This window comes from Halomonas sp. PA16-9, from assembly GCF_009728585.1.
Lineage (GTDB): Bacteria > Pseudomonadota > Gammaproteobacteria > Pseudomonadales > Halomonadaceae > Vreelandella > Vreelandella titanicae.
Window position 1 is genome coordinate 966,841 of sequence record NZ_CP040451.1, and the last position, 26,337, is coordinate 993,177.

The window sequence follows — 26,337 nt, forward strand, 5'->3', positions numbered from 1 at the left end:
GTTGATATCTCTTACAAGCCCTAAGTACGACTCAATCGATGGCGTAGTTTAGGCAGAGTACGGGCAACTGGGGACAGGCGAGTGGACATGATGAGCGCCGCAATGGCGGCATACATGGCCCACTCCTGCATATCCGCGCGCACCACCCAGAAGAAGTGCAGCAGTACCAGCCCTAAAATGGCGTAGGAAAATTTGTGCAGCGGTTTCCAGCGTTTGCCCAGGCGCTTCATTGCCCAGCGGTTGGACGTGGCACCCAGCACAGCAAGGCCGATCAGCGCGATCATGCCGACGATGATGTAGGGGCGTTTGATGATCTCGCTGCCAAGCAGTGCCCAGTTAAGCCCCAGAATAAACAGCGCGTAGCTGAGCATATGCAGGGTGGCGTAGGCGAGTGTCCATAGGCCCAGTTGGCGCCGGATCAGTGCAAAGCCTTTCCAACGGGTGAGCTTGGTAAGTGGGGTAAGGCTGAGCGTGAGCAGCAGCATCCACAGCCCGCCGATGCCGATATTCAGCAGCAGGTAGCGCCCCGGTTCGGGGCCTGCGGCGTTATTTGCCACCTGCCAGCTCCAAAACAGCAGCGGTGCTAGCGCGGCCAGAAACACGCCCACGCGCCATGCTAACCATATACGTGGGCTGGCCATTAATAATTTTCCTTTAAATCCATACCCGCATAGAGCTCGGCGACTTCATCGGCGTAACCGTTAAACATCAGGGTATCAATGGTGTTGGGGTTGAACAGGCTGTTGGGCAGCCGGCGCTCGGTGGCTGGGCTGGCCAGCGGGGGTGGTCGACGTTGGGATTCACGTTGGCGTAAAAGCCGTACTCGTCGGCGGCGATCTTCTGCCAGGAATTCACCGGCTGTTCTTCCGTCAGCGATATCCGCACAATCGACTTGATGCTCTTGAAGCCGTATTTCCACGGCACGACCAGCCTCAGAGGGGCGCCGTTTTGATTGGGCAATTCCCGGCCGTACATACCCATGGCCAGTATCGTCAGCGGGTGCATGGCTTCGTCCAGGCGTAGGCCTTCCACGTAGGGCCAATCAATGATCGAAAACGAGGAGCGCTGCCCGCGCATTTGCTCTGGATCCACCAGGGTTTCAAAACGTACGTATTTGGCTTTGCTGGTGGGGGCGGCGCGTTTGATGATATCGGCCAGCGGAATACCCAGCCAGGGAATGACCATCGACCATGCCTCAACGCAGCGCAGGCGGTAAATGCGCTCTTCAAACTGCGAGGGCTTGGCGAAGCCCTCCAGGGCAAAGCGCCCGCCGTTATTGACCTCACCATCGACCACCACGCTCCAGGGCTGGGTTTCCAGGCTGCCCGCATGGCGGGCAGGATCACCCTTGTCGGTGCCGAATTCGAAAAAGTTGTTGTAGCCACTGGCGTCATCAAAGGGGGCAATTTTATCTTTGTCAGGATCGCTAGGGGTGACGGCTCGCCACTGGGTTTCGCTGATTTTCTCCTTTAACCACGCTGGTGAATCGCCTTCGGGTACATCGGAGTAGTTGTCGTTAGCGCGGACGTGGCCGGATAGGGCGAGCCCTGCACCTAGGCCTGCGATACCGCCCATAAAGCGCCGCCGGGAGAGGTAGATAGATTCCGGCGTGACATCGGATTCGTGTAAATCACTCGGTTTGGCAATCTTTATTAGCATTGGGTGTCTCCACTAAGGCCTTTGTGGGTAGCATACGAGGTGAGTGCAGCATTCGATATTAATGGGTGTAGTAAGTTCGCCAAAACTTACACAAAACCCTTACGATTTAAATTGAGCCTGTCGGGGTAGCTGGTCGCCCCTGTGGTGAACTGTTGATAAGGAGTTCGTGTTCAGATGATCGAAGCCCGGGGATTGACCCGTATTCCTCTGCGTAATGCCGTCTTTGTTGCCTGCCTGATTCTGCTGTTGGTTTCGCTGGTGGGGGTGGTGTTTTCTTTAGCATGGCTTTGGGGCGTGGCGATTTTTGGCATGCTCGCTGGGCTGGGGCTTTATGATCTACGCCAAACGCGGCGAACGGTGAGCCGTAACTATCCTGTTCTGGCCCATTTTCGCTATGTTCTAGAGTCTATTGGGCCGGAAATACGTCAGTATTTTATCCAGTCCGATCTTGACGAACGACCATTTTCCCGCGAGCAGCGCGCTGTGGTCTATCAGCGTTCTAAAAATGAGAGTGATAAAAAGCCTTTTGGCTCCCTGCTGGATATGTATCAGCCGGGGCATGAGTGGATCAACCACTCGCTACTTCCCCGGGCTATCGAAAACAGTGACTTCAGGATTCGGGTGGGCGGTAGCCGCTGCAGCCAACCCTACCTGGCGAGTGTTTTCAATATTTCGGCAATGAGTTTCGGTTCGCTTTCGGGCAACGCTATCGAGGCGCTGAATGCGGGCGCTGGTAAAGGCGGTTTCTATCACGATACTGGTGAAGGCTCTATTTCCGGCTATCACCGCAAGCATGGAGGTGATCTCGTCTGGGAAATAGGCTCTGGTTACTTTGGCTGCCGCAACGACGATGGCTCGTTTAATGCGGAGCGCTTTGCAGCTAACGCCAGTGTCGATCAGGTGAAAATGATCGAAATCAAGCTTTCCCAGGGCGCCAAACCGGGACATGGTGGCATATTGCCAGCGGCTAAGGTAACTGCCGAGATTGCCGAAGCGCGAGAAGTCCCCATGGGCCAGGACGTGATTTCACCCGCTGCCCATTCAGCTTTCTCGACGCCGCTGGAACTGATGGCATTCATTGCCCGCCTGCGTTCGCTTTCTGGGGGTAAACCGATCGGCTTCAAGCTGGCGATTGGCCACCCCTGGGAGTGGTTTGCGATCGTTAAGGCGATGCTAGAAACCGGCGAGCGGCCTGACTTTATAGTGGTGGACGGTGGCGAAGGAGGAACCGGTGCGGCACCGCTGGAGTTTATCAATCGTATAGGTGTGCCTTTAACAGAAGCCGTTACGCTGGTGCACAATACCCTGGTGGGGGCCGGGCTGCGCGAGGAGATTCGTATCGGCGCGGCGGGTAAGATTATGTCCGGTTTTCACATTGCCCGAACCATGGCACTAGGGGCTGATTGGTGCAATTCGGCCAGGGGCTTTATGTTTTCATTAGGGTGTATTCAGGCGCTTAACTGCCATTCCGACAAATGCCCCAGCGGCGTGGCTACTCAAGACCCTAACCGCAGCCGCCATTTGGACATTGCCGATAAAACAGCGCGGGTCTACCACTTCCACCGCAATACCTTAAAAGCGCTGGCGGAAATGCTGGGGGCCGCAGGGCTTAGCCACCCTAGTGAGCTGGGGCCCGAGCACATTATCCGGCGTGTCTCGGAAAACGAGATTCAGTCCTACGATCAGATATTCACTTTCTTAAAACCCAATGAACTGCTCAATGCAAAGTGCGAGCACACGGTATTCAAGCACTATTGGGAAAATGCCCGAGCCGACTCCTTCCAGCCGCCTGCGCAGGTTGCTCGGTTGCGCTTTACTAAGTTGGAGTGATCGTGGCGCTTAGCCTAGATTCCTGTGTTTCCACTGCGCCGTTTAGAAGGGAGCCCCCATGGCATCTACCCGCCGTGAACTGATACCACTGATTGAGCAGGGCGTGATACCGCCTGAACAGGTGACGCGCGCAGTGCAAGCTTCTGGGCTGCACCCTTCGCCTCGCGCTTGGGCTCTGTTTATTGATCGCTTACTGCTGTGGCTAGGCGGACTGGCGCTGGCCTTCGCGGTGCTGTTTTTCATCGCTTATAACTGGGCTGAGATGGGCCGTTGGCTGCGCTTTGGCGTGGTGCAGGCAGCGATGGTGCTGGCGGTAGTTGTCGCCATTTGGCCCAAGTACAGCCCGATGGTTCAGCGTGTGGCGCTAACCTCGGCCACATTATTGTTGGGGGTGCTGTTAGCGCTGTTCGGGCAGGTGTACCAGACCGGTGCCGATCCGTGGCAACTGTTTTTTACTTGGGCGGTGCTCACGTTGCCCTGGGTCTGGGTGGCGCGTTTTGAGCTGCTCTGGGTGTTGTGGCTGGGGTTACTTAATTTGGCCGTCGGGCTCTATTTTCGTACCTGGGGCGGGCCGTTTGGCGTTTTGGTCAGTAGCGATGCCGCGCTTTGGGGGCTGTTTGGGCTCAATACCCTTGCCTTGGCGACATGGGAATGGGGGGCTCGTTGCCGGAACTGGTCACGGCAGTGGGCACTACGCTTGCTGGCGGTGGGTAGCGGGGTGCCTATGACGCTGTTAACGATGAGGTTGATAGTCGATGCAGGCCTCGTATGGTCGCCAATGCTGGTGATTTACTCACTCTGGCTGGCGGTGCTGTATGGCGTTTATCGCTATTGGCGGCCTGACCTGTTTATGATCGCGGGCGGCTGTGTCTCGGCGTTAACGGTGACCACACTGCTGCTTGCCAGGCTGTTGCTCTGGGAAGGCGATTGGCAGGAGGGAAGTCTGCTGCTGATCACCATCGCGGTACTGGCGATGGGCGCTGGGGCCGTGGTATGGCTAAAGCGTCTACATCGGGAGATTTCCCAGTGACGAACAACGTTAATGATTTAAGCGTTAGGCTGAGCCAAGCGGGTATTCCGTTAAACGAGCCTACCTCCCCAGCGCAGTTGCAAACGCCTTGGTTTGTACGTGCGCTGCAGGCCTTTTCAGGCTGGTTAGCGGCGCTATTTCTGCTCGGCTTTATCGCCATGGGCGTGGTGTTCGTGGTGGAGAGCCCCGCCGCGTCGTTGGGCCTGGGGCTTGTGATGATCGGTGCGGCTTATGGGCTGTTTTGCAAAGCTCGCGGTGATGTGCTCGAGCACTTGGCGCTTGCGGTTAGCTTAGCCGGGCAACTGCTAATAGCGTGGGCGCTGGTCGAGTTCTGGAATGTGTCCACTTATTTGTGGTGGTCGCTGCTGGCCTTACAGTGCGCACTGGCGCTGGTAATGCCAAGCCAGGTACATCGCACCTTTTCAGCCTTTGCCGCCAGCTTGGCGCTCTATATGGCTTTGGCAGTGAACGCTATGGCGCCAGCAGCGGGTGGATTGGTGCTGTTGGCATTGGCGCTGCTCTGGCTGAATGAGTTTCGCTGTCCTGGCCGTATTCAAGATGTGCAAGCATGGGGCTACGGCCTGTTGATAGGCCTCTTGGTGATGCAGGGATTAGCGCATAGCGGCCACTCCTTTGCCTTCTGGTTTGACGCACAGAGCACTAACGCTTTTGCATGGTCAGCACCCTGGTTGAACGCCGTGTTCGTGGCACTCTCTCTGGCGTTGCTGCTCTATACCATCCCTCATTCCAAAACCCATTGGGGGTTGTATCTCAGTCCTTTAGCGCTGCTGTTGGTCTCATTTTATGCACCGAGTGTGGGCCAAGGTTTGGTCGTCGTACTGTTAGGGTTCGCGATCGGGCATCGCCTAGTGCTGGGGCTTGGAGTGCTTTCTCTGCTGATGGGCATTGGCAGCTATTACTACTGGCTGGACGCAACACTGTTAACCAAGGCTCTAACGTTGCTGGTGTTGGGGGGAGGGCTGCTGGCGCTACGTTGGACGCTGCTCAAGTGGTTGAGCGTAGCGGAAAATAGTCCGTCGACCTCTGTGGAAGGACATGGGAAATGATGCTGAAAGCCAAGCGAAATCGCTGGATCATAGTGTTAACCACCGTCGTTGTGTTGGTGACGGTGAACTGGGCCGTTTGGCAGAAAGAGCGTCATTTATCCGAGGGAGAAATTGTTTACCTGGAGCTGGCGCCCGTCGACCCGCGCTCATTGATGCAGGGCGACTATATGGCGCTAAACTTTGCGCTGGGTAACCAAATTCAAAGCGCGCTTTATCAGAGTGAGCGTGATGAAGACTCGCTGAAAGCTCTTAACGGCTATGTAGTGGTGCGTTTGGATGAACAGCGTATCGCTCACTTTCAGCGCTTGGATGAAGGTACTTCTTTACGCGACGACGAACGGCGCCTTCGCTACCGGCTGCGCAATGGTCAGGTACGCTTTGCCACCGATGCGTTCTTCTTTCAGGAGGGGCACGGCGAGCGCTATGAGCCAGCGCGTTATGGTCAGTTTAGGGTGAATACCAAGGGCGAGCCCTTGCTGGTGGCTTTATACAATGCAGAATTAACTAAGTTAGGCGAAAGCGTTAAGTAAAATTTACTTTATCTGGCGAGCTGTTCTCATCCCACTTTTCACTATTGCATTCTGTCTTGCTTCATTCAGTAAGGTAGGCTGTACTTTGTTCCTCCACTGACATGGATAGTCCAGTAATGACGCTGGACTGGCTCGATAGGGCCGGTCGGTGGGTAGTCAAACTGACCCACTTCAATGAATAAGGCATTTATGAAAGCAAACAGCTCGTGGCTCGCATGGGTTTTGTTGGTGATGGCACTGACCTTTTCCAACCTATGCGCGGCACAAACTCAAGGAGGAGAGAGCGAAAGTGAGCGGTGGTTTACCATCGATGCGTTAAATACGGGGCTTGGTGAACCTCCCGAAGAGGCAAACCGAGTAACACCGCGAGAATCGATCAGGAGTTTTCTGAAGCTAACGGATCAGGAGGAGTATGAGGCCGCTGCCCATATGCTCAACCTTTCCGAGTTCTCAGAGGATGAACAACGCGAGCAGGGGAGTGAACTCGCCCGGCAACTGGCAGAGGTTTTTCAACGCGGCGATTGGTTGAGCGTTTCCGATCTGCCCGGTCGCGAAGACGCGGTGATTGAAGATCCCGCAGGCCAAAACCCCCGTGTTGGCGAGACACGTCGCAACGTTGAGGTCTCCTCTTTAAAAGCCGACGGGGAAACCTACGATATTCGCTTGGGTCGCTACCGCGTGGGGAGCAGGAACCAGTCTGGCTGATCATGCCTATCAGTGTGTCTTATATTCCGGCGCTTTATGAGCAGTACGGCCCTCAGCGTTGGAAGGCTATATTCCCGAACGCTTCCAGGCCTCGTTTGGCATCCTGAGAATTTGGGAATGGATCGCGATTCCCTTGTTTGTGCTATTCATCGGGCTCGTAGGGTGGGGAGTTCACCGTCTGATCGGCTTGATGTCGAAATGGTTACCTTCAGGGGTGTCGAGCATTTTTGCCAGCCAAATCGGTATGCCTGGAGCGCTGATTGCGATGTCGCTGGTTACCCAGATGGTACTGGATTATGTAGTGTCGTTTTCAGCGGTTGCCACGACGACCTTCCGAGTTTTACTCATCAGTATTTTGGCCTGGGGAGTCGGCACGGTTGCGTTGCGCTTAGTGGATACCATTATGCTGCGTTTAACGCGGCGTATTGTGGGGGAAATCGATGATACCAAGCCCAGAGACGAACGCAGACTGCTAACGTCGCTCTACGCGTTGCGCCGGGTCATTATTCTGATCACCGTTACTGGCGTATCCATCTACATACTGGGTCAGGTTCAGCTTTTCGAAACTCTTGGCTTATCGATTCTGGCGTCTGCCAGTGTATTGGCCGTATTAGTGGGTGTGGCGGGCCAAACGGTACTTGGCAATATCCTCGCTTCATTTCAGTTATCGTTTGCTAAACCCATTCGCATTGGCGATTTGGTGATCTTTGAAGACGAGTGGTGCTATGTCGAAGGTATTTTTTATACCTTTATCCGGTTGAGGTCATGGGATGAGCGGCGTTTGATTGTGCCCGTTACCTATTTTACTTCTAAGCCATTCGACAATTTGTCGGTAAAAAGTACCAAGATGTACCGGTCATTGACGCTGACGCTTCACTTAAGCGCCGATATAGGACTGTTAAGAGAGAAATTTCTCGAGGTCGCCAAAGAAGAAGACAGCGTTATCGAACACCATAAGCTGCTCTGCTACGTAACGGCACAAACAGGAACGGCGCAAACCGTCACCTGTTACCTCATGACCTCAGACCCTTTGGCGGGTTGGACAGCGGAAATGAATGTGCGCGAGAAGCTGTTGGCGTTTATCCGCGATAACCATCCAGAGTGGTGGCCACGTGAAATTGTGGTTATCAGTCACAACGATATCGCCCGCGGGTCGCAAGGGAAAAGCTCGGGGGAAATGGATAGTGTTGAGGTGAAACCATCTGAATAAAGGGGGATTGTGCAGCGGAAGATAACGCTTTTGCGTATTTTATCCATAGAGTAGTCTTGTTATGACAAGGGTAAGTGGAAAAAGGAGTGACTATGCACGCACTCGTTGAGCAAGCGACGGAACACTGGGTTTATCTTGCCCCTCTTCTTAGCGATCCACATTCCGAAGCTGAATACGATGCCCGGGTCGAGGCGCTTGATGAAATTCTTGATCTTGTCGGTGACGATGAGACACACCCACTTGTCGGCCTGGCGAATCGCTTGGGTGATATCATTGAGTCCTATGATGAAGCACATCGCCCGATGCCTGAGGTGTCTGGAAGTGAGGTACTTCGCTACCTTATGCAAGAGCATGGGATAGCGCAGAGCGAGCTACCTGAAGTTGGCGCTCAATCAGTGGTGTCTGAAGTTCTCAGTGGGCGCCGCAAGCTGAACTGGCGCCAAATCTGCGAGCTTTCGGAACGGTTTGGCATCGCTACCGACTCGTTTAAAGAACCCAGGGAAAAACTACGCGTTTTGACCTGATAAAGCCTTATGGCGCTTAGACTACCTCTAGCGGTATATCGACGCCGAACTGCTGCAACATACGTCGGAATGTCTCAACATCATAGGCCTCGCTTTCTGTCACCAGACCTTGAATTTGGCCTGTGCCCGGCGTGCCATCGCCTAATCCAGCGACAATCGATTCGGCGGGGTCGAGGAATCGGCAACTGGGTCTCGCCGCTTCGAAGAAGGAGCGAAGCCATGGTAAATGCGTGCTGGAAAGTGTCAGCGTGTCGATATCGGGGTGCTGCCGGAAGACGCCGTCGATAAAAGCAGTGACCGCTTTCTGCGTCGCTTTTGGGTCGAATAGAAAGGCGCCATTCTCGACAAGCTCCACCATGGACGAAGCATTGATCAGGCTGACATTCTCCGGGTGGGGTGCATGGCGAGCTATGAACTGCTTGAGCGGCGAGCTTTCGATGAGTGAATGCACCCCCATGATGCCGATCTTGCCGCTCGCCGACATAGCGAGTGCTTCTTCGATGGGCGGGTAGACGCCGAACAATGGCACCAAGGTGCTTTGGCGAACGTCATCCAGCACCATGATAGACGGTGCGTTCGATGCGATGACGATGGCAGAGGGTGCATAGCCCTCAAGAAAACGCAGTGTGCGATGCATGACAGCGAGTAGCTCTTCACGCCCTTTGCTCCCATAAGGAAAGCTCGCCCGATCAGCGAAATAAACAATATCCTGTTTGGGAAGGCGCTTATGTATCTCGGCAACAATGGCATAGCTACCAATGCCAGCGTCGAAAACAGCGATTGGCTGGTGCATAGTAATATCCTGGGTGTCGGCTAAAGTCTAATGATCCATAATATTCTAATGCGATGGAAGCGTCATTTTTAGCTACTATGCTAGTTAAACTTTATACGGTGATGGGGCACGGCACTAAATGAAACCATTCGCCTGGCCACCTAGATAAATAGGAAAATTGTGCTCAGTGTGTGAATAAAGAACTTTTTTGCTATCATTGATGAAAATCCATCTCTCTGAGGTGCGCCATGCCAGCTCTTACTCAAACAAAGCCCACCCCGGAAATGGTGCTAGCTAAAGCAGTTTTGCGTGCTGCTGAGCAATTGGGTTTATCGCAGTCTGATTTGGCAGAGGTGCTAGGCGTACACCGCACGACTATTACCCAACTTAAAAAAAGCCTGAAGCTTGACCCGAACTCTAAGCAGGGTGAACTAGCTCTGCTGCTTATCCGCTTGGCTCGAGCATTATTCGCTCTTACCGGAGGCGACCAAACATGGATTCAGCATTTTATGCGAACATCCAATCGTGTTACTGGTGGCATCCCGGCCGAGCAGGTAACACGTTTGGAGGGGCTGTTTGCGGTACTGAGATTCGTGGATGGTATGCGGGGTAAAGTGTGAGTGTGTGGGAAGCCTGTGGCGGCGCGCGAAATATTAAACCTATTTCCGGAACCCTTTATCGACTGGTGGAAAGTCAGGAGCAAGTCGCAACGCTTAGCTATGTCGACACGTTAGAAGAGCAGGAGATGCTTGAAGCACTGCTTGAAACTGCTAAACCGCCTTACCCTGAACAGGAGCGAGACCTGCACTATCTTCTAAAAACCCCTTTTCGGTATCCCCCTCTCAAATGGGGGTCACGTTTTGGCCGTGTGTTTGAGCCAAGCATTTTCTACGGTGGTAAGGGCATTGCTACCACTCTCGCTGAATCTGCCTACTACCGACTGGTTTTCTGGTACTCCATGGAAGGTGATCCCGTTACCGCCTCGCTGCGCTCAGAGCACACACTCTTTTCTGTAGACTATGCCGCTAAACGGGGAGTGAGGCTATACGCAGGCTTCTTTGTCGACCACCTTGCGGTACTGAAACATCCAGTTGATTACGCCCCGTGTCAGCAATTGGGTAGCGCAATGCGTGGGGCAGGCGTTGAGGCGTTTGAGTATGCCTCCGCAAGAGATATTCAGGGTGGTGCGTGCGTGGGCTTGTTTACCCCTGATGCGCTTTCCCAGCATGAGCCAGCCGATATGCGCCCTTGGCTTTGCGTTACAAGTGCCGCTCAAGTGTCATTTAAACGCAAAGACGCATCAGGCGTTTATACCTACCACCTGGATGATTTTCTTCACCAAGGCGTGTTGCCTTTCCCTGCTTAGTGAACGGCTTTCCGAGCAGGGTTTGACAAAAAGTTAGTTTGGATGAATCAGAAAACAAGGAAGGAATGGTTGTCTAAATGCCTTTAAATATCGTGCAGCGTTTGCTACCCGGCTGGGGCGTTACTTATGGCCCGCCGGGCGATGGCTCTTTTCCAGCCGTCATGTTGTTGCATGGTTCTGAAGGCGCGTGGGCAGGGTGGAGCCATCGTGATGCGATGCTATTCGCCGCCCATGGCTTCTTGGCGTTCCCTTATGGCTATTCAAGCGGCGGTAATGCATGGAATGCGGGGCATATTATCGACCACCCACTGGATCGCAGCGTGGAGGCATTTAAAGCCCTACGAGAATTCCAGTTCGCTGATGAGCGAGTAGGGCTTTATGGTATTTCACGCGGCGCCGAGCATGCATTATTGCTCGGCTCACTGATGGCAAGAGATAAGATCGAAGGTATGCCTGATGCCATTGCCGCGCATAGCCCTCCAGATGTTGTATGCGGGGCCTTTGATGCACGTAGTTTTCGCGATGGAGGGGATCCAGGCTGGCAAGCCTGGGATGTCAGCAAACGCGCCTGGACATGGCGCGATAGTCACGAAGGCTTGCTACCGACCACGCCGATCGAAATCGAACGCTACCCAGGGCCGCTACTGCTTTCCCATGGCACCAAAGACCGAATGTGGTCGGTGGAAATGACCAAACGCCTGGAACAACGCCTGCGCGAGCATGGCCGCGCCCCGGAAGTGCACTACTACGAAGGTGAAGATCATATACCCAGTAGCTCTGGGCAGAATGCACACTGCCAACTACTGCTAGATTTTTTCTCAAAGCATTTGATAAAACCTTAAAAATAGAAGCGCGAACAGCCCCATAGTTGCTAGCGGTGCCATCACAAAACAGCCAAATACATTAATGTAGTCGGCTGTTTTGCTGTCCTGCTGTTTAAATTATGGCCTAACGGCGGTAACTTCGATCTCTACCAGCCAGCCGGGGTTGACCAGCGCATCGACGACCATGGCGGAGCGCACAGGGAGGTTAGGCTGCTCTTCGGTGCCAAAGAATTGTGTATATCCCGCCATGAAGCCTTTGAAATCGACGGTCTCACCCTCAGGGGCTACAAGAAACGCCTGCATTTTGACGATATCGCCGACACCTAAACCGAGACCTTCCAGGTTCGACTTAATGCGGTTCATAACCGTGACCGTTTGTTCTTCGGTTGTTCCAAACGCCTCCATACTATTTGGATCAGCATCTTCATTAATGATGCTAGGAACAGTGCCACTGAGATAAACCGTTGTACTATCGGAAGGGATTTCAACCGCCTGCAGTATAGGGAAATCTGAATTGGGAATGGGGTGGCGAATAATGTCTTCAGCAAGAGCCGAGCCCGCATAAGCAGAAAGAAGTGTTAGGCCAATAATCGTGCTTTTAAAACTCATCATATATTTCCTTTTGGGAGTAAGAACGCGTTTTGCGTTGCTTAAGGCTTAGCGAAAAGCCTTAGCGCATGTTCTTTACCAGTTCTGTACTGGCTTCGTTATCAGTGTAGTTATTACCAAAGTTGGTGCGGATAAAGTTCACCACCGAAGCAACTTGCTCGTCATCCAGTAAGCCGCCTAGCGGGGGCATGGCTTTATGTCCGTGAATAACAAGGCTGATAGGGTAAGCGGTCGCCATTAAGCTGGGATTGTTAGCAAGCGCTGGATATTCTCCTGCCCCTTTGGCGCCTTGCCCATTGGGCATGTGACAACCGGCGCAAACGCCCGCATAGATGGAAGCCCCGTCGGTTTGAGTTAACGTAGAAGGGTCATCGAACCAAGTGGTGGTATCAATGGAGGTCTCCTGGGCGATGGCCGGCATTGAGAGAAAGAGTGCTGCCATTGATGTGAATAGCATTTTCATAATCACAGACTCCTTAAATCTCAGTAATGGTGGTGTGTAGGCGTTCGACGGCATCCAGAGCGGAGAGTACGGCCCCTTCCATCCACGCAGGTAGATACGAAATATGCTCACCTGCCATTAGCGTTCGTCCATCCATTGCGGTGGCATCCTGGTAGTCCGCTTCACGGTCTTGCCACAGGCCATAGCAACCTAAGGTCCATGGAACACGATGCCATGCGACTGAAGCGCCGGTTTTGAACTCATCGTAATATTGAGGGTGAATCTGCGAACCGTATTCCATCACTTTGTCGATACGTTCTTCGGGGGAGAGGGCGTTAAATTGATAGGCGTAGGCTCCCCAAGGGTAAGCCGCTAAAAGGACTCCTGGGCCATCGCTAAACATGTTGTAGGGTGGGTAAGAAATTAACGTAATGGGAAGATTGGTATAGCTAATGCCGCCATAGATATGTTCGTCCTCTTCCCAGAAGCGCCGCTTAAACTCAATTCCAGCCTTGAAGGCTGATGCATAGGGCATTGAATCAATGATCTTGCTCATGCGAGGTGAAAAGTCATGGTCAATCTGGCTAAGCACGGAAAACGGAATGGTGCAGATACAGTAATCGGCCGTTTCTGTCTGCTCATTGCTACCACTATCGGCAGATATCCAAGAGGCGGTTACTTGGTCGCCTTCGTGGCGTATGCGAGTCACTTTCGCGTTGTAGGTAATCAGCTCGCCAACCTGTTCTTCAAACCCTTTTGCAATCATGTCCATTCCACCCACCGGCTGGAAAATGGTGGACTGCATGTGCAAATTATCGCCAGTGGTAAGGTTACGCCATAACGTTGAGTTTAGTATTTCTGAGAGTGAGTTGACCTGAGATGGCTCAGGCTTTCCATCAACACCGCCGCCTTCAGGGTGACTCCAACCTCGGAAAGTGGAGGACTCGCTGCCCGTTATATAATCTAAGTTGTCATTTAATGCGCCATAGCGTTTAAGTGCGGCAACGAGCTTTTCTGCATCTTCAACACTAACTGCCTCATCTAGCCCCTGTTGATCAACGACTTTGGCAAGTAGCTCTGCAACGTGACCTCTGAAATCGGTGGCCACTTCCTTGAAGCGTTGAGGCTGAGCATCAAAGGCTTCTGAGTCGTGTAAGTAAGCGTTGTAATTGACCTGAATAAAGGGTTCTAGTTTCACTCCAAAGCGTTTGCAGTAATCCAATACGGCGAAGTGATCCGAAGGGATTCGCCATGGGCCAGGATTTAAGTAGTTGCCTTCAGCAAAATCGATATGCTGGGTAAAACCGCCTAACTCGGTGTAGCTATCTCCACCGCGTAACGTCCAGCAGCGGCCACCTGCTTTATCGCGATACTCCAGCACTTTGACATTATAACCAGCGTTGCGCAGTTCAAAGGCTGCCGTCATACCGGCTAAGCCAGCCCCTAAGATTAATATATTGGTATTGTCAGGGGCTCCCTGTAGGTTTAAGCGCCCTCGCCAATTAGACTGAGATGCAAAGCCCATTGTGCTCATTGCGGAATACATGGCCGCAGCTCCCGCCACCGCGCCCACCATGCCTAAAAAAGATCGACGCGTTACACCTTCTGGATTGAATGACATTGCTACCTCACTATGAAGTCATAGGCAGGCAAGTAGAGTCCTTTCAGTAACGTGATGTCGTCCTACTGCAGCAGGCGCTGCGTTGAATTAATCTTCAGGGCTCTAATTATCCGGCCAATATACGTAATATCTGAACGTATGCAGGTGATGTGCCAAATTAAATTAACCCTTTGTTTTTATTATATAAGTAAAAGTTTATACATGATTTTAAGGAAACACGCACCGATAAAAACGTGCAACTTAGTGCGCGTTTCTAGGGGGGATCTCCTTTTTGGTGCGAAAGGGGGATTGTATTGGTAAGTGGATATCTGCTTTTGATTGCCCTTATATTCCGCATGATCTTCTAGAGATTTTCTCCCCACCAAAAAGCCCATCTCGGTAGCTAAGAGGTATGGCGGTGATGATGGCTGCTTGGGGCAGGTTGTCGATATGCGCTCTCGGTTGCAGCCAGGGCTGCTCATCACTGGGTGGCAACCACTCAATACGGTCGTTAAATAGCGCATCATCAATCTCTAACACCAACGGTGCTTCTGCATAGACGAAGTATTTGTTGGCGATAAAAAGAACAGCTTCTTCAACATTCAAATGAACGCAGTCGAGCTTATGATCGTTTCCGCAGCGGGGTACATAGCCAAGTTGCTGAGTTTGATCCCAAATAGTTTTACTAACGACTCTGAATAAGCGCATAAGAGCTCCAGTGGTTTTTTTCCGACTAAGGTAGCCTAAAACCTAAAGTTAACTTGAGGTCAAGTGGCGCTGAAGATGTAATATCAGGTATGAAGTCATGCTGCTGATTGAGCAATGGCTAAGCTAAGCGGCCTGCTGATTTTAGAACTGATTTATTAAGAAGAGCTCGATACTGCACAGCGCATATTGAGTTTGGGCTTTGCTGTACAGTATCTCACTCCAACACTAGCTTTTAATGCTTCAGTTCTTCCTCTATTAGTGCTTGGGCCAAACGTTTCGCCCCTGCAAAGTCCGCTTTTCCAGAGCCAAGGTGAGGGATGGTCTCTACCGTAAACCAATGGCTGGGGATCATCATGGGTGGCGTACCGTTAGCGAGCATAGTGGCCTTGACGGTTTTGGCGTCTAACGCTGTTTCTGAAAGCAGCACAATGCGCTCGCCCTTGCGGCTATCGGGAATATTCACCGCCATCAGCGATGTGTCTGTATCCTCCAGAGCCGCTTTAACTGCTGCCTCAACGGCGCTGAGACTGATCATTTCACCGCCTATTTTGGCAAAGCGAGCGTAGCGGTCAATCAGGGTTAAGAAGCCATCTTCATCGATAAAGCCTTTATCCCCCGTTATGTACCAGCGGTGGCCATCGATCACATGGAGCGCCTTGGCTGTGCGGTTGGGGTCATTGAGATAGCCCTGCATTATTTGCGGGCCGCTAATCAATATCATACCGGCCTCACCGGTCGGCAGCTCTTCAAAGCTGTCAGGGTCGACGATTTTGAAGCTGGTGCCGGGTAACGGCATACCGACGGTGCCTGCTTTGCTGCCCCGCTGCACCTGTTGATAGTGAACGCCCATGGCGTCGGGCAGATTCACTGAGGCGACTGGGGCGATTTCCGTGGCACCGTAGCCTTCATAAATAGGCTTGTGGAATTTCAGCGCAAAGCTATTACGCACGTTTTCGTCGAGCTTTTCAGCTCCGGCAACCACCACCCTCAAGCTTTCCAGCATTAACGGATGCACTTTTGAGCTGCGCACAAACAGCCTTAAAAAGCTGGAGGTGCCGAACATGATAGTGGCTTTGTGCTTGGCAATAGCGCCCGCAATGCCGGGGGCATCGGTGGGGTCGGCGTGGCACACCAACGGCAGCCCTTCAATCAGCGGTAGCAGCTGGGTGACCGTAAGGCCAAAGGCGTGGAACAGCGGCAGTGAGCCCATTACAACGTCGTTGCTCTGGGTGTTGAGCACGTCAGAGGTCTGCTTGATATTGGCCATCAGGTTGCGGTGGCTCAACATCACGCCCTTGGGTTCGCCTTCACTTCCGCTGGAGAACAGGATGGCGGCGGTGGCGTCGGCATCGTGGCCGTGGCAGAAGCAGCGCTGTAGCAGCCAAGTCGGCAGTATTCTCACCGCCAGCCAGGTACTCAAACGTTCGCCACGGCCAATCGTGGCCTGCAGGTCTTCTAAAAGAACCACCTGCTTCTCGCGAAGCAATTGGCTAACGTCGAGCCCGCGCTGCTCGAGCTTCTTCACAAAGCGCTGTGAGGTGAAGACGGTAGCGATTTCCGCCTGGGAAAGGGCAGAGGTCAGCGCCTCGTGGTCGGCGGTGTAATTAAGATTCACCACCGTTTTACCCGCTAGCAGCGTGGCCATATTGGCGATAACCCCGGCACTGCTGGTAGGTAGCAGTAAGCCAACGTTCTGCCCTGGGTTGAGCTTGCGAAGTCGTTTTGCCATCAGCAGGCTGGCAGTGAGCGCTTGGCTTGCGCTGAGTGAGCGGCCCAGCGTATCGGCCAGGGCAAGGTCGCTAGGGCGGCGCTTAACGCTTTGAATCCAGGCGTTAGGCAGGCTCGGGAGCTCGCCCATGGCCCGCTGCCAAGAGCGGGTAGCCTGCTCAAAAATACGTCGTTTGAGCACATCGGCGGGGGTGTCCTTGGGCAGCGGCTTGCCAAAGGCGACCACTACCGAGCGATGCAGAGGCGCATTACGCAGCTCTTTAAGCTTGCTGGAAGATCGGGAGAACTGGCTGCCCCACAGGCCTCGCAGGTAGAAGGGCACAATTTTGACGTCTGGATTCGCCATCTCACAGGCACGCTCGTAACCGCGGCGTAATTCGCCCAGTTGACCAGTGCGGCTGATCGCCCCTTCAGGAAACAGGCACACCACTTCGCCTGCGTTGAGCTGTTCAGCAACACCGGCTAGGGCCTTTTCGGCACCGCTGCCACGCTCGATGGGAATACAGCCCAAGGCTTTGAAGAACCAGCGCAGGTACCAACGCTGGTAAACCGATCTGAGCATCACGAAACGCACCGGTCGAGGGCTGGCGATCTGTACCATGGCCCAATCCACCCAGCTGATATGGTTGCCCAATAGCAGCACGCCGCCCTGGGCGGGCAGGTTCTGCAAGCCATGGACGTCTACGCGATAGCGGCGTGTCAGCAGGAAGCTCAACAGAAAGCGCACCAAGCTTTGGGGTAGCTTAACAATGGTGTAACCACCGCCCACCATGGCCACGGTAGCGATAAGTAGCAGCAGGTAGTGGCTATTCACTCCCGCCAACGCGAACAGCGCCGTGAGCACCAAAAAGCCCAGCATGGCGATGTTTTGAATCCAGTTGTTGGCGGCCAGTACGGTGCCTAGCTCGTTGTCGGCGGCGTGAAACTGAATCAGCGCATTGAGCGGCACGATGAACAGCCCACCCATGATGCCGATGAACACAAAGTTCAGCGCTTGGCCAACGGGTGTGGTCAACAGTGGCAAGCACCATAAACCCACGGCCACCCCAATAGCGCCTACGGGGATCAAGCCGGTTTCAATACGGTTGTGGGAAAGTTTGCTGGCGAATAGCGAGCCAAGCGCAATTCCGATGCCGCTAGCGGCGAGAATTCCCTGAAGCACTAAGGTGTTATCGATACTCAGGGCATCTTTGGCATAAGCAGGAAAGGCCGCCAGCAGCACTTGGCCCACTGACCAAAAGGTGGCAAGGCCGATAATGGAGAGCCTGATGACAGGCTGGCGAGCGATAATCCTCAGATTGTCTTTTAGGGCAGTGCCCTTGATGTAGCGCTGCCAGGTCAGCGGTATATCTGACCGAGTGGTGTTATCAAGCGGAAGGCGGTAAAGCGCCACCACCTGGATGGCGCTATTGAGCACCAGCAGCCAGCCCAGAGGGGCTATTTGGCGCAACAGCTGCGCTGGGGTTTGATCATCAGGGGTAATCCAGGTTTCAAACAGCGCGGTAAACGCCACGGTGCCCGCCAGAATGGCTCCAATCGTGACGGCCTGGATCAGCCCGTTGGCTTCCGCCAAGCGCGGCTTGCCGAATAGCCCTTTTACCAGGCCGTATTTGGCCGGTGAGTAAAAGGCTGATTGAATCGCCAGCAGCAGCGTCATGGAAAATGCCAGCCAGAACCAGCCCTGGTAGTAAGCGGCGGTGATGCCCAGCGAGACCACGACGGCGGCCCAGGCCGATGTGCGCAGAACACGTACCTTGGGATAGCTGTCAGCCACATGGCCCGCCGGGCTGAACAGTAAAATAAACGGCAGCAGGATAAGTCCGTTGACCAGTGCGGTGAGCACGATCTGTGCTTCGCCATCGTAACTTTTGAAGATCGTGTTCTGAATGACGATCTTGTGCCCAGATCCACAAAGGCATTGAGAAAAATAGCGATCAAATAGGGCAAAGCGCCCTTCAAGTGCAGTAGTCGATGCATCGTTGTTTAGCCTTCTTAATCCCTGGAAGTCGTAGCACTTTCTCTGTGAGGCTTACTGGTTGCAACTCATTTGCACAAAGTTGTGTTATGGGTGCTGGTTGGTATCGTTATTTGCTACTTTTATGTTGTCTGTTCTTTCATTTCACTGATGAGATTTCAATGTCCCAAGCCGATTCGCTGATTGAAACGCTAAAGCGCCAGCTCCGCGCTCAGGGTAAAACCTATGCCGATGTTGCTCAGTGGTTGGCACTGAGCGAGGCCTCCGTGAAGCGCCTGTTTGCTGAAAAACACTTTACGCTATCGCGGTTAGAGTGCATCTGCGACCAGCTAAATATCGAATTCGCTGAACTGGTGCAGACCATGCAAGCGGACGAGCAGCGTTTGCAGGAGCTAACCCATGGCCAAGAGCAGAGTATTGTGGATGACCGTGAGCTGTTTCTGGTGGCTGTCTGCGTCATCAATGGCTATAGCTTCGACGAAATTCATCACCAGTACCAGCTCAGTGAAGCAGAATGTATCCGGCAGTTACTGAAGCTTGAGCGGCTTAAGCTTGTAGAGCTACTTCCCGATAACCGGATCCGGCGGCGGGTCGCTGCTAATTTCCGCTGGCGGGCGGATGGGCCGATACAGCGTTTCTTTCAACAGCATATCGCCAACGAGTTTTTCCGTTCCCGTTTTGATAGTGACAGCGAAAAGCTCATTGTCCTCAATGGCCTATTATCTTCTGCGGGTAATGCTGAATGGCAGCAGACCATGCAGCGCCTGGCGAAAGAGTTTCATGCGCTATGCGAACGGGAGAGCGGGCTGCCGATCCATCAGCGGTTTGGCACGACCTCTGTGCTGGCGGTACGGCAGTGGCAGTATGGGCTGTTTCAGGATTACAAGCGGGGTGGCCAAATAGCTCCCAACGCTACGTAGATGTGTTCCGGAAGAGAGTGGCCTCTTGTTCTAGCCACTCGACGAAGCGTGCTACCGCTGGTGGCGTTTTTCCATCACTAGGCAGAATCAGTTCGTAGGCGAACGGAGAAGCGAGTGGATAGTGTTCCGCGAAGGGGCGTACCAAAACACCGCTCGCTAGCCGGTCAGCCACCAATGGGTAGCTGGCGAGTACCACGCCTTGCCCGGCAATGGCCTGATCGAGAGCCAAGCTGTAAAGCGAGTATTGCCGCTGGTTGGGCATCTTGTTTAGCGCTACCCCGGCGCTTTTAAACCAATCGCTCCAGCTTGGAATGGGGTGGCCTGCGTGGCTGCACCAATCCACGGTGAGCAGTGTCTGTGCCAGCAAATCGTCGGGGGTTTGCATGTTTGCCTGCGCTAATAGAGAGGGCGAACAAACCGGAAATAACGTGTCTTCAAACAGGCGCAGGCTGGTGACACCGGGCCAAGGGCCCTGGCCATAGCGCAATGATAAGCGTGCCCTGTTGGGCAACCACAGCGGTGGCGTTAAGCGCGCCTCGGCATCCAGAGAGATTTCTATTTGCCGTTCATTAGCTTCAAAGTGGGGTAAGCGGGGAGTAGCCAGAGTTGTAGAAAGGAGGGTGGTGCACTCAGTAGCAATCGAAAGGCCTCTTCTGAGCGCTCGGTGACGTTTTGTACGCCGCTGGCGATGCGCAAAAGGCCTGCCTGCACATCTTCAGCCAGTACCCGGCCTGCTTCGGTAACGCATACCCCATTGGCATGACGCTCAAACAGCACCACGCCTAAGTGATCTTCCAACTGTTTGACCTGTCGGCTAACGGCGCCAGGCGTCACCCCAAGGCGATAAGCGGCGGCTTTGAAGCTATTTTCTCGCACGGCTTCGGCAAACGCGCGCAATGCATTCAGCGGTAGCCTTTCTATTCTCATAGCGTGAGTTTCCTAAGCCTAGGGCCGATAAGTAATCGTTTGTATGCAATGACGCTTACTGCTGCAATGGGCACCTATATGTTATAGGAGCCCGCAATGAGTAATCAAAGAATAGCCGCCACCAACCACACTGTCTGCATGGTTGGTCGAACGCAGCGAAAATCAGTGGACGCAACGGCAGCATCGTTGATGCTGCTATTTTGCCTGGTGTTGGGTTTTCAGCAGGTAGCGATCAAGGGTGTGGCTGAGGATATCTCACCCGTGGTGCAGATGGCTCTGCGCTCAGCCTTGGCGGTGTGTCTGGTCGGCGGGCTGGCTTATTGGCGCGGTATTCGCTGGGCGGATGTGGGTCATCATTGGGGCCCTGGGTTGCTGGTGGGCCTGGGGTTTGCGGCTGAGTTCGCTTTTATCGCCTGGGGATTAACCTATACCTTGGCGTCCCACATGTCGGTCTTTCTGTATACTGCGCCCATCTTCGCTGCCCTGGGTTTGCATCTTTGGGTACCTGGCGAGCAACTCTCCATTCGCCAGTGGTGGGGCGTTGGCTTGGCATTTCTGGGAATGGTGATTGCCATGGCGCCAAGCGGTGCTTACAGCATCGAGATTCTTATTGGGGATACGCTGGGCTTGCTCGCTGGCCTCTCATGGGCGGCCACGACCGTCGTGATCCGCAAGACTTCGCTTTCTGAGGCGCCAGCAGAGCTCACTCTGAGCTATCAATTGAGCGTGACGGCGTTGTTGCTCCTGCCGTTGGCGGCTATATCCGGGCAGCTAATGAGCGCGCAGTTTACCCCAATGGCGTTAGCCAGCCTTGGCTTTCAGACGCTGATCATTTCGTTTGCTGCGCTGCTGTTATGGTTTACCTTGCTGCGCCGCTACCGCGCTTCGCAGTTAGGCGTGTTTTCTTTCTTGGCGCCGCTTTTCGGTATTCTGTTTGGTACACTGCTGCTCAATGAGCCGCTGAGTATTAATTTTATAATCGGCGGTGGCGTTATTTTAGTTGGCATCATTCTGGTGACTCGCTAAACGCATGCACCCATCTACCTTTGCGAAGACACCGATATGAGCATCACCCCTTTTCAAGCACTGGCGTGCCCGCTAGACGGAAAACCACTCAGTTGGTCGGCTAGTGTTTGGCGATGCTCTGATGGCCACAGCTTTGATATTGCTAAGCAGGGCTACGTTAATTTACTGCCTGTGCAGCAAAAGCGTTCCCACGATCCGGGGGATAGCAAGGCGATGGTAGCTGCTCGCCAGCGTTTTCTTAACGCGGGGTACTATCAACCCATTGCGGAGGCAGTCAGTCATGCTGTGTTGGGCCATGCCGAGGTTCAAAAGGCAGACAGACTGCCTTTTAGCTGCCTGGATGCGGGCTGCGGTGAAGGTTATTACCTTCGCCAATTAGCTGACGCGGCGACTAACGCGCAGCCACTTTCACTGATGGGGCTGGATATCTCTAAATGGGCGGTATTGGCCGCAGCAAAACAGGATGCTAAGCAGGCACCGCTAAGCAGCTGGGTCGGGGGAGTAATGCACACTTGCCGGTGCAGACGGGAACGTTGGATAGCGTGCTGTGTATGTTTGGCTTTCCAGTGGTAAGCGAGTTTGCTCGTGTGTTGAAAACCGGTGGCGTACTACTGCAGGTTGAAGCGGGGCCTAATCACTTGAGGGAGCTGCGGGAGATTATCTACCCCACGTTAAAAGCTGAACGTGCGAGTGAGACGGTAGTGCCCGATGGCTTTATTCACCATGGCAGCGAGAGGGTAAGCTACTCAATTGCACTAAATGGAAGTGAGGAAATTGTCGATCTGTTGGCGATGACGCCGCATCTTTACCGAGCCAGCCCTGAGGGGCGTGATCGCGCAGCGGCACTAGAGGTGCTGGTGGTGACGGTGGATGTGCGAATAGTGATGTACATGCGAATATAGAAGGGTAGTGCAAACGCAGCTTCCCTTTAGTCTGCTCTAAACGCGCAGTTTTAATATGCCCAAACGCAACAAGGCCCGCATAAGCGGGCCTTGTTATCCGAACCTTAGAAGGTTCGAGCAAATTCTTAAGCGCTAGGGCTTAAGAAATTTGCTTGATGTTTGAAGCTTGAAGGCCTTTCTTACCCTGGGTAACGTCAAAAGAAACGTTAGCGCCTTCTTGCAGGGTTTTGAAGCCGTCTGCTTGAATTTCAGAGAAATGGGCAAACAGGTCATCGCCGCCGTCAGAAGGAGCAATAAAAACCGAAGCCTTTAGTATCGTTGAACCACTTAACTGTGCCAGTAGACATAGTAAAAATCCTTTCGCGCAAAGCGCTTTGTAAAGTTCCTGGTATCACCCAGATTAATAGCGGATAAAACAAGGAATACAATTACAGTCTTGCCGAAAGATTTTGTACACGTCTATCTCGTACATTTCTAAATCTTTTTCGTACACTTCTGAAACCATGCTTGCTTGCTAACCAACTGGCGCTACATTGTCATGAATTGTAGCGCGTGTCAAAGCCTTTCTGGATTGTCTTGCCTATGGGGCGCAGTGAGAGCCTCTATTAGAGGTGGTCGCTGGAAAGTAGTGATAATGCCAGCGACCATCAGGGCACGTTTCCAGTAAATGGGAAGCTTGTTTTCTTACATGAATATCGCTCGTGCTAATGTTTACGTTTGGCCAAAAGCTCGGACAGCACCTGGCGCGCAGTTAGTGACTCGCTGTAGGCCGTACGACGATATCGCTGGTATCTACGTCATCGGGCTGGTTGATGGCATGCGCAATGGCGGAGGCGATCGCTTCGGGCTTGAGGGCAATTTGGCGGAAAAGGTCGATTGCCTTTGCGGTTTCAGAGTCGGTGATGGTATTGGCCAGCTCTGATTCCACTACCCGGGGTAGACACAGGTCACGCGTATCTTGTCGGTTTCCTGGCGTAGCCCATCGGAAATAGCGCGCACCGCATATTTAGTGGCGCAGTAGACTGCTGCGGTGGGCATAACAGTGAGGCCACCGATGGAGGAGATGTTGATCACCTGGCCACTTTCCTGGGCCTGCATAGTAGGCAGAACAGCGGCGATACCATTGAGTACGCCGCGAATGTTGACATCGATCATGCGGTTCCACTCATCTACTTTGAGCGCTGCCAAAGGCGATAGGGGCATGACGCCCGCGTTGTTGACGATGACATCTATGCGGCCGTGGGTTTTGATCGCGAAATCCGCAAACGCCTGCATGTCTTTAAGGTCGGTGACATCCAGCGCCTGGAAATCCACGCTGCCGCCCTCTTCGCGAAGGGAGTGGGTCAATGCTTCCAACCGATCAGTTCGGCATGCGCCAATAATCAAACGGTGCCCTTGACCTGCAAGCCAGCGAGCAGTGGCTTCACCGATGCCGCTGCTGGCACCGGTCAGTAAAACGACTTTGGAAGATGGGGTTGTTAAAGCAGTCATTGGATAATCCTCAGGGTGGTGGGTACCCAGAGAAGATTAAGCTGCTGCGGCTGGCATCTGTATAGGCGATCCTATTGCATGCTTGCCTAATCCTATTTGTTTGTTAAAGGTGGGCGGCGAGGCAAGCAACACAGCATGTATATTGCTCTTATGGTGTTATTGGCTCTTAGGGTTGGTTCAGGTGCGGCACGCATGACCAAGGTGGTTAACATGACACTGAAGAGCGATTCTGTGGTTTACAGCAATATCGTCGAATGCTTATACCAACTCGCACCACACGAGGGATATACCCAGTCGTTACTGGATGGCGTACGCTTTATGCGTTCTAACCGCCCGCTTAAAAACACCTCTGTGCTCTACGAGCCGAGTATCGTCATCATCTGCCAAGGCCGAAAGCGTGGCTATTTGGGAGATGAGGTGTATATCTACGATGCGCAGCGCTATTTGGTGCTATCAGTACCCTTGCCGTTTACTTCGGAAACAGAAGCCAGCCCTGACGAGCCAATGCTGGGTATTGCTATCCGCCTGGATGCGGTGGTAATCGCCGAATTGGTGACGATGTTGGAGGCGTCAGGCGAGTATGGGTTTGAGGCGCCGCGCGGCATGCTTTCAAGCCCGCTGGAAGAGCCGCTGGCAGATGCGACATTACGTTTATTGAATGCGCTTACCTCACCAACGGATGCGCATATTCTTGCCCCTTTTATTGTCAGGGAGATCTGCTATCGGGTATTGACGGGAGAGCAGGGCGGCAGTGTTCGAACAGCGCTCTCCCATTATGGGCAATTTGGTAAAATTGCTAAGGCGCTCAATCGTATTCATGCTAACTATGCCGATGCGCTGGAAGTAGCAAGCCTGGCGAATGAAGCTGGCATGAGTGCGCCAGCCTTTCACGTACACTTCAAGGCGGTCACCCAGACCTCACCTATCCAGTACATTAAATCCACCCGCTTGCACCATGCTCGGCTGTTAATGATACGTGATGGGTTGACGGCTGCCGCGGCCGCTAGCCGAGTGGGCTATGAAAGCCCCTCCCAGTTTAGTCGTGAATTCAAGCGCTTCTTTGGCCGCCCACCAGCGGAGGAGGTGCGTACCATGAAGGCAAGCCTTGATTTATTGCCGCCTACTCACCTGGTAGATATCGCTGTGCCACACTAATAGAGTGTGATGTACGCTTATCAAATTAGACCTACCAACTTCTTCAAATCTGTAGGGACGCAAATGACTCGTATATGGAAGGCCTATGCTCAGGCATCGTTGATTTTACGCGTCACTGTTGCGCTTGTTCTGGGCGTTGTCGTTGGGCTTATTGGTGGTGAGGCAGTGGCTGCCTGGCTAGCGCCGCTGGGTGACCTGCTGCTACGGCTGCTTACTTTTCTGATTGTCCCCATTGTACTGTTTACGCTGATGGTGGGGGTGAATCAGTCCCGGGAGGGAAGAGCTGGCCGCGTGGGCGGCAAGGTGTTTGGTTATTACCTTACCTCTTCAGCGCTGGCGATCATGGTGGGCTTAGCGGTTGCCACGTTGTTTAGTCCCGGCAGCGGTATGACGTTGGATGAGAGTGCCAGTTTCTCGGTGCCCGAGAATCCAGGCGTTGTCGATACGCTGCTGAATATAGTGCCGGATAATATTATTGGTGCGTTTGCCGAACTCAACATGTTGGGCATTATTTTTACGGCGCTGGTGTTTGGCATCGCATTGCTAAAAATGCGCCAGTCGGAGCGCCAGCATGCCATGGGTGAACGCCTTTATGGGGTGATTGAAGCGCTAAACGAGGTCACTCTAAAAGTAATGTCGGGGGTATTGCACTACGTGCCCATCGGCGTGTTTGCGATTGTCGCCGAAACGGTGAGTCAGCAGGGTTTGGCAACGCTGCTCTCATTGGGCGATATGGTGGTTGTGCTTTATATCGCCCTGGCAACCCAACTGCTGATTTATTGCGGCATCATGCGGCTGTTTGGCGTGAAGCTGCGCACCTTTTTTCGCGAAGCCCGTACGCCCATGGCCACGGCGTTTGCTACCCAGAGTAGCTCGGGTACGTTACCGCTAACGGTTAATGCTGCCCACCGCTTAGGAATTCCCAAAAGCATCTATGGTTTTAGTCTGCCGTTAGGGGCTACTTTAAATATGGATGGAGCGGCGATTCGTATCGCCATCTCGGCGGTGTTTGCCGCCAACGTGATTGGTGCACCGCTGGATTTCATCAGCATGGTGCAAATAGTGTTGATCGGCACGCTAGTGTCGGTGGGCACGGCAGGGGTGCCGGGGGCCGGTATCATAATGATTGCCACGGTGTTTGCTCAGGTGGGCCTGCCAATTGAAACCGTCGCGTTGCTCACCGCTATCGATGCACTGGTGGGAATGGGGTGTACTGCGCTGAACGTGACAGGCGACTTGGTCGGCACCTCCGTGATAGCCCGTAGTGAAGGCGAGGAGTTGCAAGAGGAGCCCGTCGAAGACGCGGGCTTGGCAGTAAGAGGGTAGTGCGTTTATCT

Annotated in this window: 22 protein-coding genes and 5 pseudogenes; 14 read left to right on the forward strand and 13 right to left on the reverse strand. The window is 53.5% G+C overall.

All coding sequences use genetic code 11. The annotated features are described in order from the left end of the window. Positions 1 to 20: 20 nt before the first annotated feature. Together msrQ and msrP are read right to left on the reverse strand one after the other, a co-directional pair. Positions 21 to 641 (reverse strand): protein-methionine-sulfoxide reductase heme-binding subunit MsrQ, encoded by a 621-nt coding sequence (msrQ, locus tag FDY98_RS04530; protein ID WP_027957221.1) that lies wholly within the window; start codon positions 639 to 641, stop codon positions 21 to 23. Further along, positions 641 to 1,659 (reverse strand): annotated as a pseudogene (gene msrP / locus FDY98_RS04535) (protein-methionine-sulfoxide reductase catalytic subunit MsrP). Before msrP ends, msrQ begins: the two are co-directional and overlap by 1 nt. A gap of 174 nt (positions 1,660 to 1,833) precedes the next feature. Between msrP and FDY98_RS04540 the strand changes: the two are divergent. From FDY98_RS04540 to FDY98_RS04565, 6 genes and pseudogenes are all read left to right on the forward strand, one after another. Next, on the forward strand, positions 1,834 to 3,489 hold the full coding sequence (locus tag FDY98_RS04540; protein WP_027957219.1) for an FMN-binding glutamate synthase family protein: 1,656 nt from the start codon (positions 1,834 to 1,836) through the stop codon (positions 3,487 to 3,489). 58 nt (positions 3,490 to 3,547) lie between these two features. After that, a complete protein-coding gene (locus FDY98_RS04545) occupies positions 3,548 to 4,519 on the forward strand; it encodes a DUF2157 domain-containing protein (RefSeq protein ID WP_027957218.1) in 972 nt (323 codons plus the stop codon). Then, positions 4,516 to 5,586, forward strand: coding sequence for a DUF4401 domain-containing protein (locus FDY98_RS04550; protein ID WP_051430596.1), 1,071 nt, complete (start codon positions 4,516 to 4,518; stop codon positions 5,584 to 5,586). The genes FDY98_RS04545 and FDY98_RS04550 overlap by 4 nt, the downstream gene beginning before the upstream one ends. Next, positions 5,583 to 6,116 carry a GDYXXLXY domain-containing protein gene (locus tag FDY98_RS04555; protein WP_035538943.1) on the forward strand — a complete coding sequence of 178 codons (534 nt, stop codon included), beginning with the start codon at positions 5,583 to 5,585 and terminating at the stop codon, positions 6,114 to 6,116. The genes FDY98_RS04550 and FDY98_RS04555 overlap by 4 nt, the downstream gene beginning before the upstream one ends. Positions 6,117 to 6,305: 189 nt before the next feature. Continuing rightward, positions 6,306 to 8,031 (forward strand): annotated as a pseudogene (locus tag FDY98_RS04560) (mechanosensitive ion channel family protein). 92 nt (positions 8,032 to 8,123) lie between these two features. Beyond that, entirely contained in the window at positions 8,124 to 8,555 is a 432-nt protein-coding gene (locus FDY98_RS04565; RefSeq protein ID WP_022519612.1) for a helix-turn-helix domain-containing protein, read from the forward strand. A gap of 16 nt (positions 8,556 to 8,571) precedes the next feature. On the opposite strand, the gene FDY98_RS04570 is transcribed toward FDY98_RS04565, so the two are convergent. Beyond that, positions 8,572 to 9,348 carry a glutamate racemase gene (locus FDY98_RS04570; protein ID WP_027957215.1) on the reverse strand — a complete coding sequence of 259 codons (777 nt, stop codon included), beginning with the start codon at positions 9,346 to 9,348 and terminating at the stop codon, positions 8,572 to 8,574. A gap of 227 nt (positions 9,349 to 9,575) precedes the next feature. Between FDY98_RS04570 and FDY98_RS04575 the strand changes: the two genes are divergently transcribed. The 3 genes from FDY98_RS04575 (at position 9,576) to FDY98_RS04585 (ending at position 11,535) form a co-directional block, all read left to right on the forward strand. Continuing rightward, the gene (locus FDY98_RS04575) at positions 9,576 to 9,947 is read left to right on the forward strand and encodes an antitoxin Xre-like helix-turn-helix domain-containing protein (RefSeq protein WP_022519610.1); all 372 of its coding nucleotides are present in this window, start codon (positions 9,576 to 9,578) and stop codon (positions 9,945 to 9,947) included. Beyond that, entirely contained in the window at positions 9,944 to 10,693 is a 750-nt protein-coding gene (locus FDY98_RS04580; RefSeq protein ID WP_027957214.1) for an RES family NAD+ phosphorylase, read from the forward strand. The genes FDY98_RS04575 and FDY98_RS04580 overlap by 4 nt, the downstream gene beginning before the upstream one ends. A 77-nt stretch (positions 10,694 to 10,770) precedes the next feature. Next, positions 10,771 to 11,535 (forward strand): alpha/beta hydrolase family protein, encoded by a 765-nt coding sequence (locus FDY98_RS04585; protein WP_022519608.1) that lies wholly within the window; start codon positions 10,771 to 10,773, stop codon positions 11,533 to 11,535. A 99-nt stretch (positions 11,536 to 11,634) separates the two neighbouring features. Here FDY98_RS04585 and FDY98_RS04590 read toward each other — a convergent pair whose 3' ends face one another. From FDY98_RS04590 to FDY98_RS04610, 5 genes and pseudogenes are all read right to left on the reverse strand, one after another. Beyond that, the gene (locus FDY98_RS04590; protein ID WP_035538940.1) at positions 11,635 to 12,126 is read right to left on the reverse strand and encodes a RidA family protein; all 492 of its coding nucleotides are present in this window, start codon (positions 12,124 to 12,126) and stop codon (positions 11,635 to 11,637) included. A 61-nt stretch (positions 12,127 to 12,187) separates the two neighbouring features. Continuing rightward, on the reverse strand, positions 12,188 to 12,589 hold the full coding sequence (locus tag FDY98_RS04595) for a c-type cytochrome (protein WP_022519606.1): 402 nt from the start codon (positions 12,587 to 12,589) through the stop codon (positions 12,188 to 12,190). A gap of 13 nt (positions 12,590 to 12,602) precedes the next feature. Then, entirely contained in the window at positions 12,603 to 14,189 is a 1,587-nt protein-coding gene (locus FDY98_RS04600) for a flavin monoamine oxidase family protein (protein ID WP_022519605.1), read from the reverse strand. Between the two features lie 324 nt (positions 14,190 to 14,513). Next, positions 14,514 to 14,876, reverse strand: coding sequence for a DUF952 domain-containing protein (locus FDY98_RS04605; protein WP_035538936.1), 363 nt, complete (start codon positions 14,874 to 14,876; stop codon positions 14,514 to 14,516). 232 nt (positions 14,877 to 15,108) lie between these two features. Continuing rightward, positions 15,109 to 18,581 (reverse strand): annotated as a pseudogene (locus FDY98_RS04610) (acyl-[ACP]--phospholipid O-acyltransferase). 159 nt (positions 18,582 to 18,740) lie between these two features. Here FDY98_RS04610 and FDY98_RS04615 point away from each other — a divergent pair. Continuing rightward, positions 18,741 to 19,499, forward strand: a complete 759-nt coding sequence (locus FDY98_RS04615) for a helix-turn-helix domain-containing protein (RefSeq protein WP_027957211.1) — start codon at positions 18,741 to 18,743, stop codon at positions 19,497 to 19,499. Here FDY98_RS04615 and FDY98_RS04620 read toward each other — a convergent pair. Further along, positions 19,492 to 20,139 (reverse strand): LysR substrate-binding domain-containing protein, encoded by a 648-nt coding sequence (locus FDY98_RS04620; RefSeq protein WP_340146844.1) that lies wholly within the window; start codon positions 20,137 to 20,139, stop codon positions 19,492 to 19,494. The two genes, FDY98_RS04615 and FDY98_RS04620, sit on opposite strands and share 8 nt — an antisense overlap. Beyond that, the gene (locus FDY98_RS26855; RefSeq protein WP_340146713.1) at positions 20,055 to 20,426 is read right to left on the reverse strand and encodes a LysR family transcriptional regulator; all 372 of its coding nucleotides are present in this window, start codon (positions 20,424 to 20,426) and stop codon (positions 20,055 to 20,057) included. Before FDY98_RS26855 ends, FDY98_RS04620 begins: the two co-directional genes overlap by 85 nt. Positions 20,427 to 20,522: 96 nt before the next feature. On the opposite strand from FDY98_RS26855, the gene FDY98_RS04625 reads away from it, so the two are divergent. Both FDY98_RS04625 and FDY98_RS04630 read left to right on the forward strand, forming a co-directional pair. Continuing rightward, positions 20,523 to 21,452 carry a DMT family transporter gene (locus FDY98_RS04625; RefSeq protein ID WP_027957209.1) on the forward strand — a complete coding sequence of 310 codons (930 nt, stop codon included), beginning with the start codon at positions 20,523 to 20,525 and terminating at the stop codon, positions 21,450 to 21,452. A gap of 36 nt (positions 21,453 to 21,488) precedes the next feature. Beyond that, positions 21,489 to 22,354: pseudogene (locus FDY98_RS04630) on the forward strand (putative RNA methyltransferase). Positions 22,355 to 22,493: 139 nt separating this feature from the next. Here the strand turns inward: FDY98_RS04630 and FDY98_RS04635 are convergent. From FDY98_RS04635 to FDY98_RS04640, 3 genes and pseudogenes are all read right to left on the reverse strand, one after another. Further along, a pseudogene (locus FDY98_RS04635) lies at positions 22,494 to 22,701 on the reverse strand (cold-shock protein). Between the two features lie 404 nt (positions 22,702 to 23,105). After that, a complete protein-coding gene (locus tag FDY98_RS29310) occupies positions 23,106 to 23,282 on the reverse strand; it encodes a hypothetical protein (RefSeq protein WP_442907943.1) in 177 nt (58 codons plus the stop codon). Further along, the gene (locus FDY98_RS04640) at positions 23,282 to 23,845 is read right to left on the reverse strand and encodes an SDR family oxidoreductase (RefSeq protein WP_442907944.1); all 564 of its coding nucleotides are present in this window, start codon (positions 23,843 to 23,845) and stop codon (positions 23,282 to 23,284) included. The genes FDY98_RS29310 and FDY98_RS04640 overlap by 1 nt, the downstream gene beginning before the upstream one ends. A 210-nt stretch (positions 23,846 to 24,055) precedes the next feature. Here FDY98_RS04640 and FDY98_RS04645 point away from each other — a divergent pair, with 210 nt between their 5' ends. After that, on the forward strand, positions 24,056 to 25,000 hold the full coding sequence (locus FDY98_RS04645) for an AraC family transcriptional regulator (RefSeq protein ID WP_027957206.1): 945 nt from the start codon (positions 24,056 to 24,058) through the stop codon (positions 24,998 to 25,000). 63 nt (positions 25,001 to 25,063) lie between these two features. After that, positions 25,064 to 26,326, forward strand: coding sequence for a dicarboxylate/amino acid:cation symporter (locus FDY98_RS04650; RefSeq protein WP_035538931.1), 1,263 nt, complete (start codon positions 25,064 to 25,066; stop codon positions 26,324 to 26,326). The last annotated feature ends 11 nt before the right edge of the window (positions 26,327 to 26,337 follow it).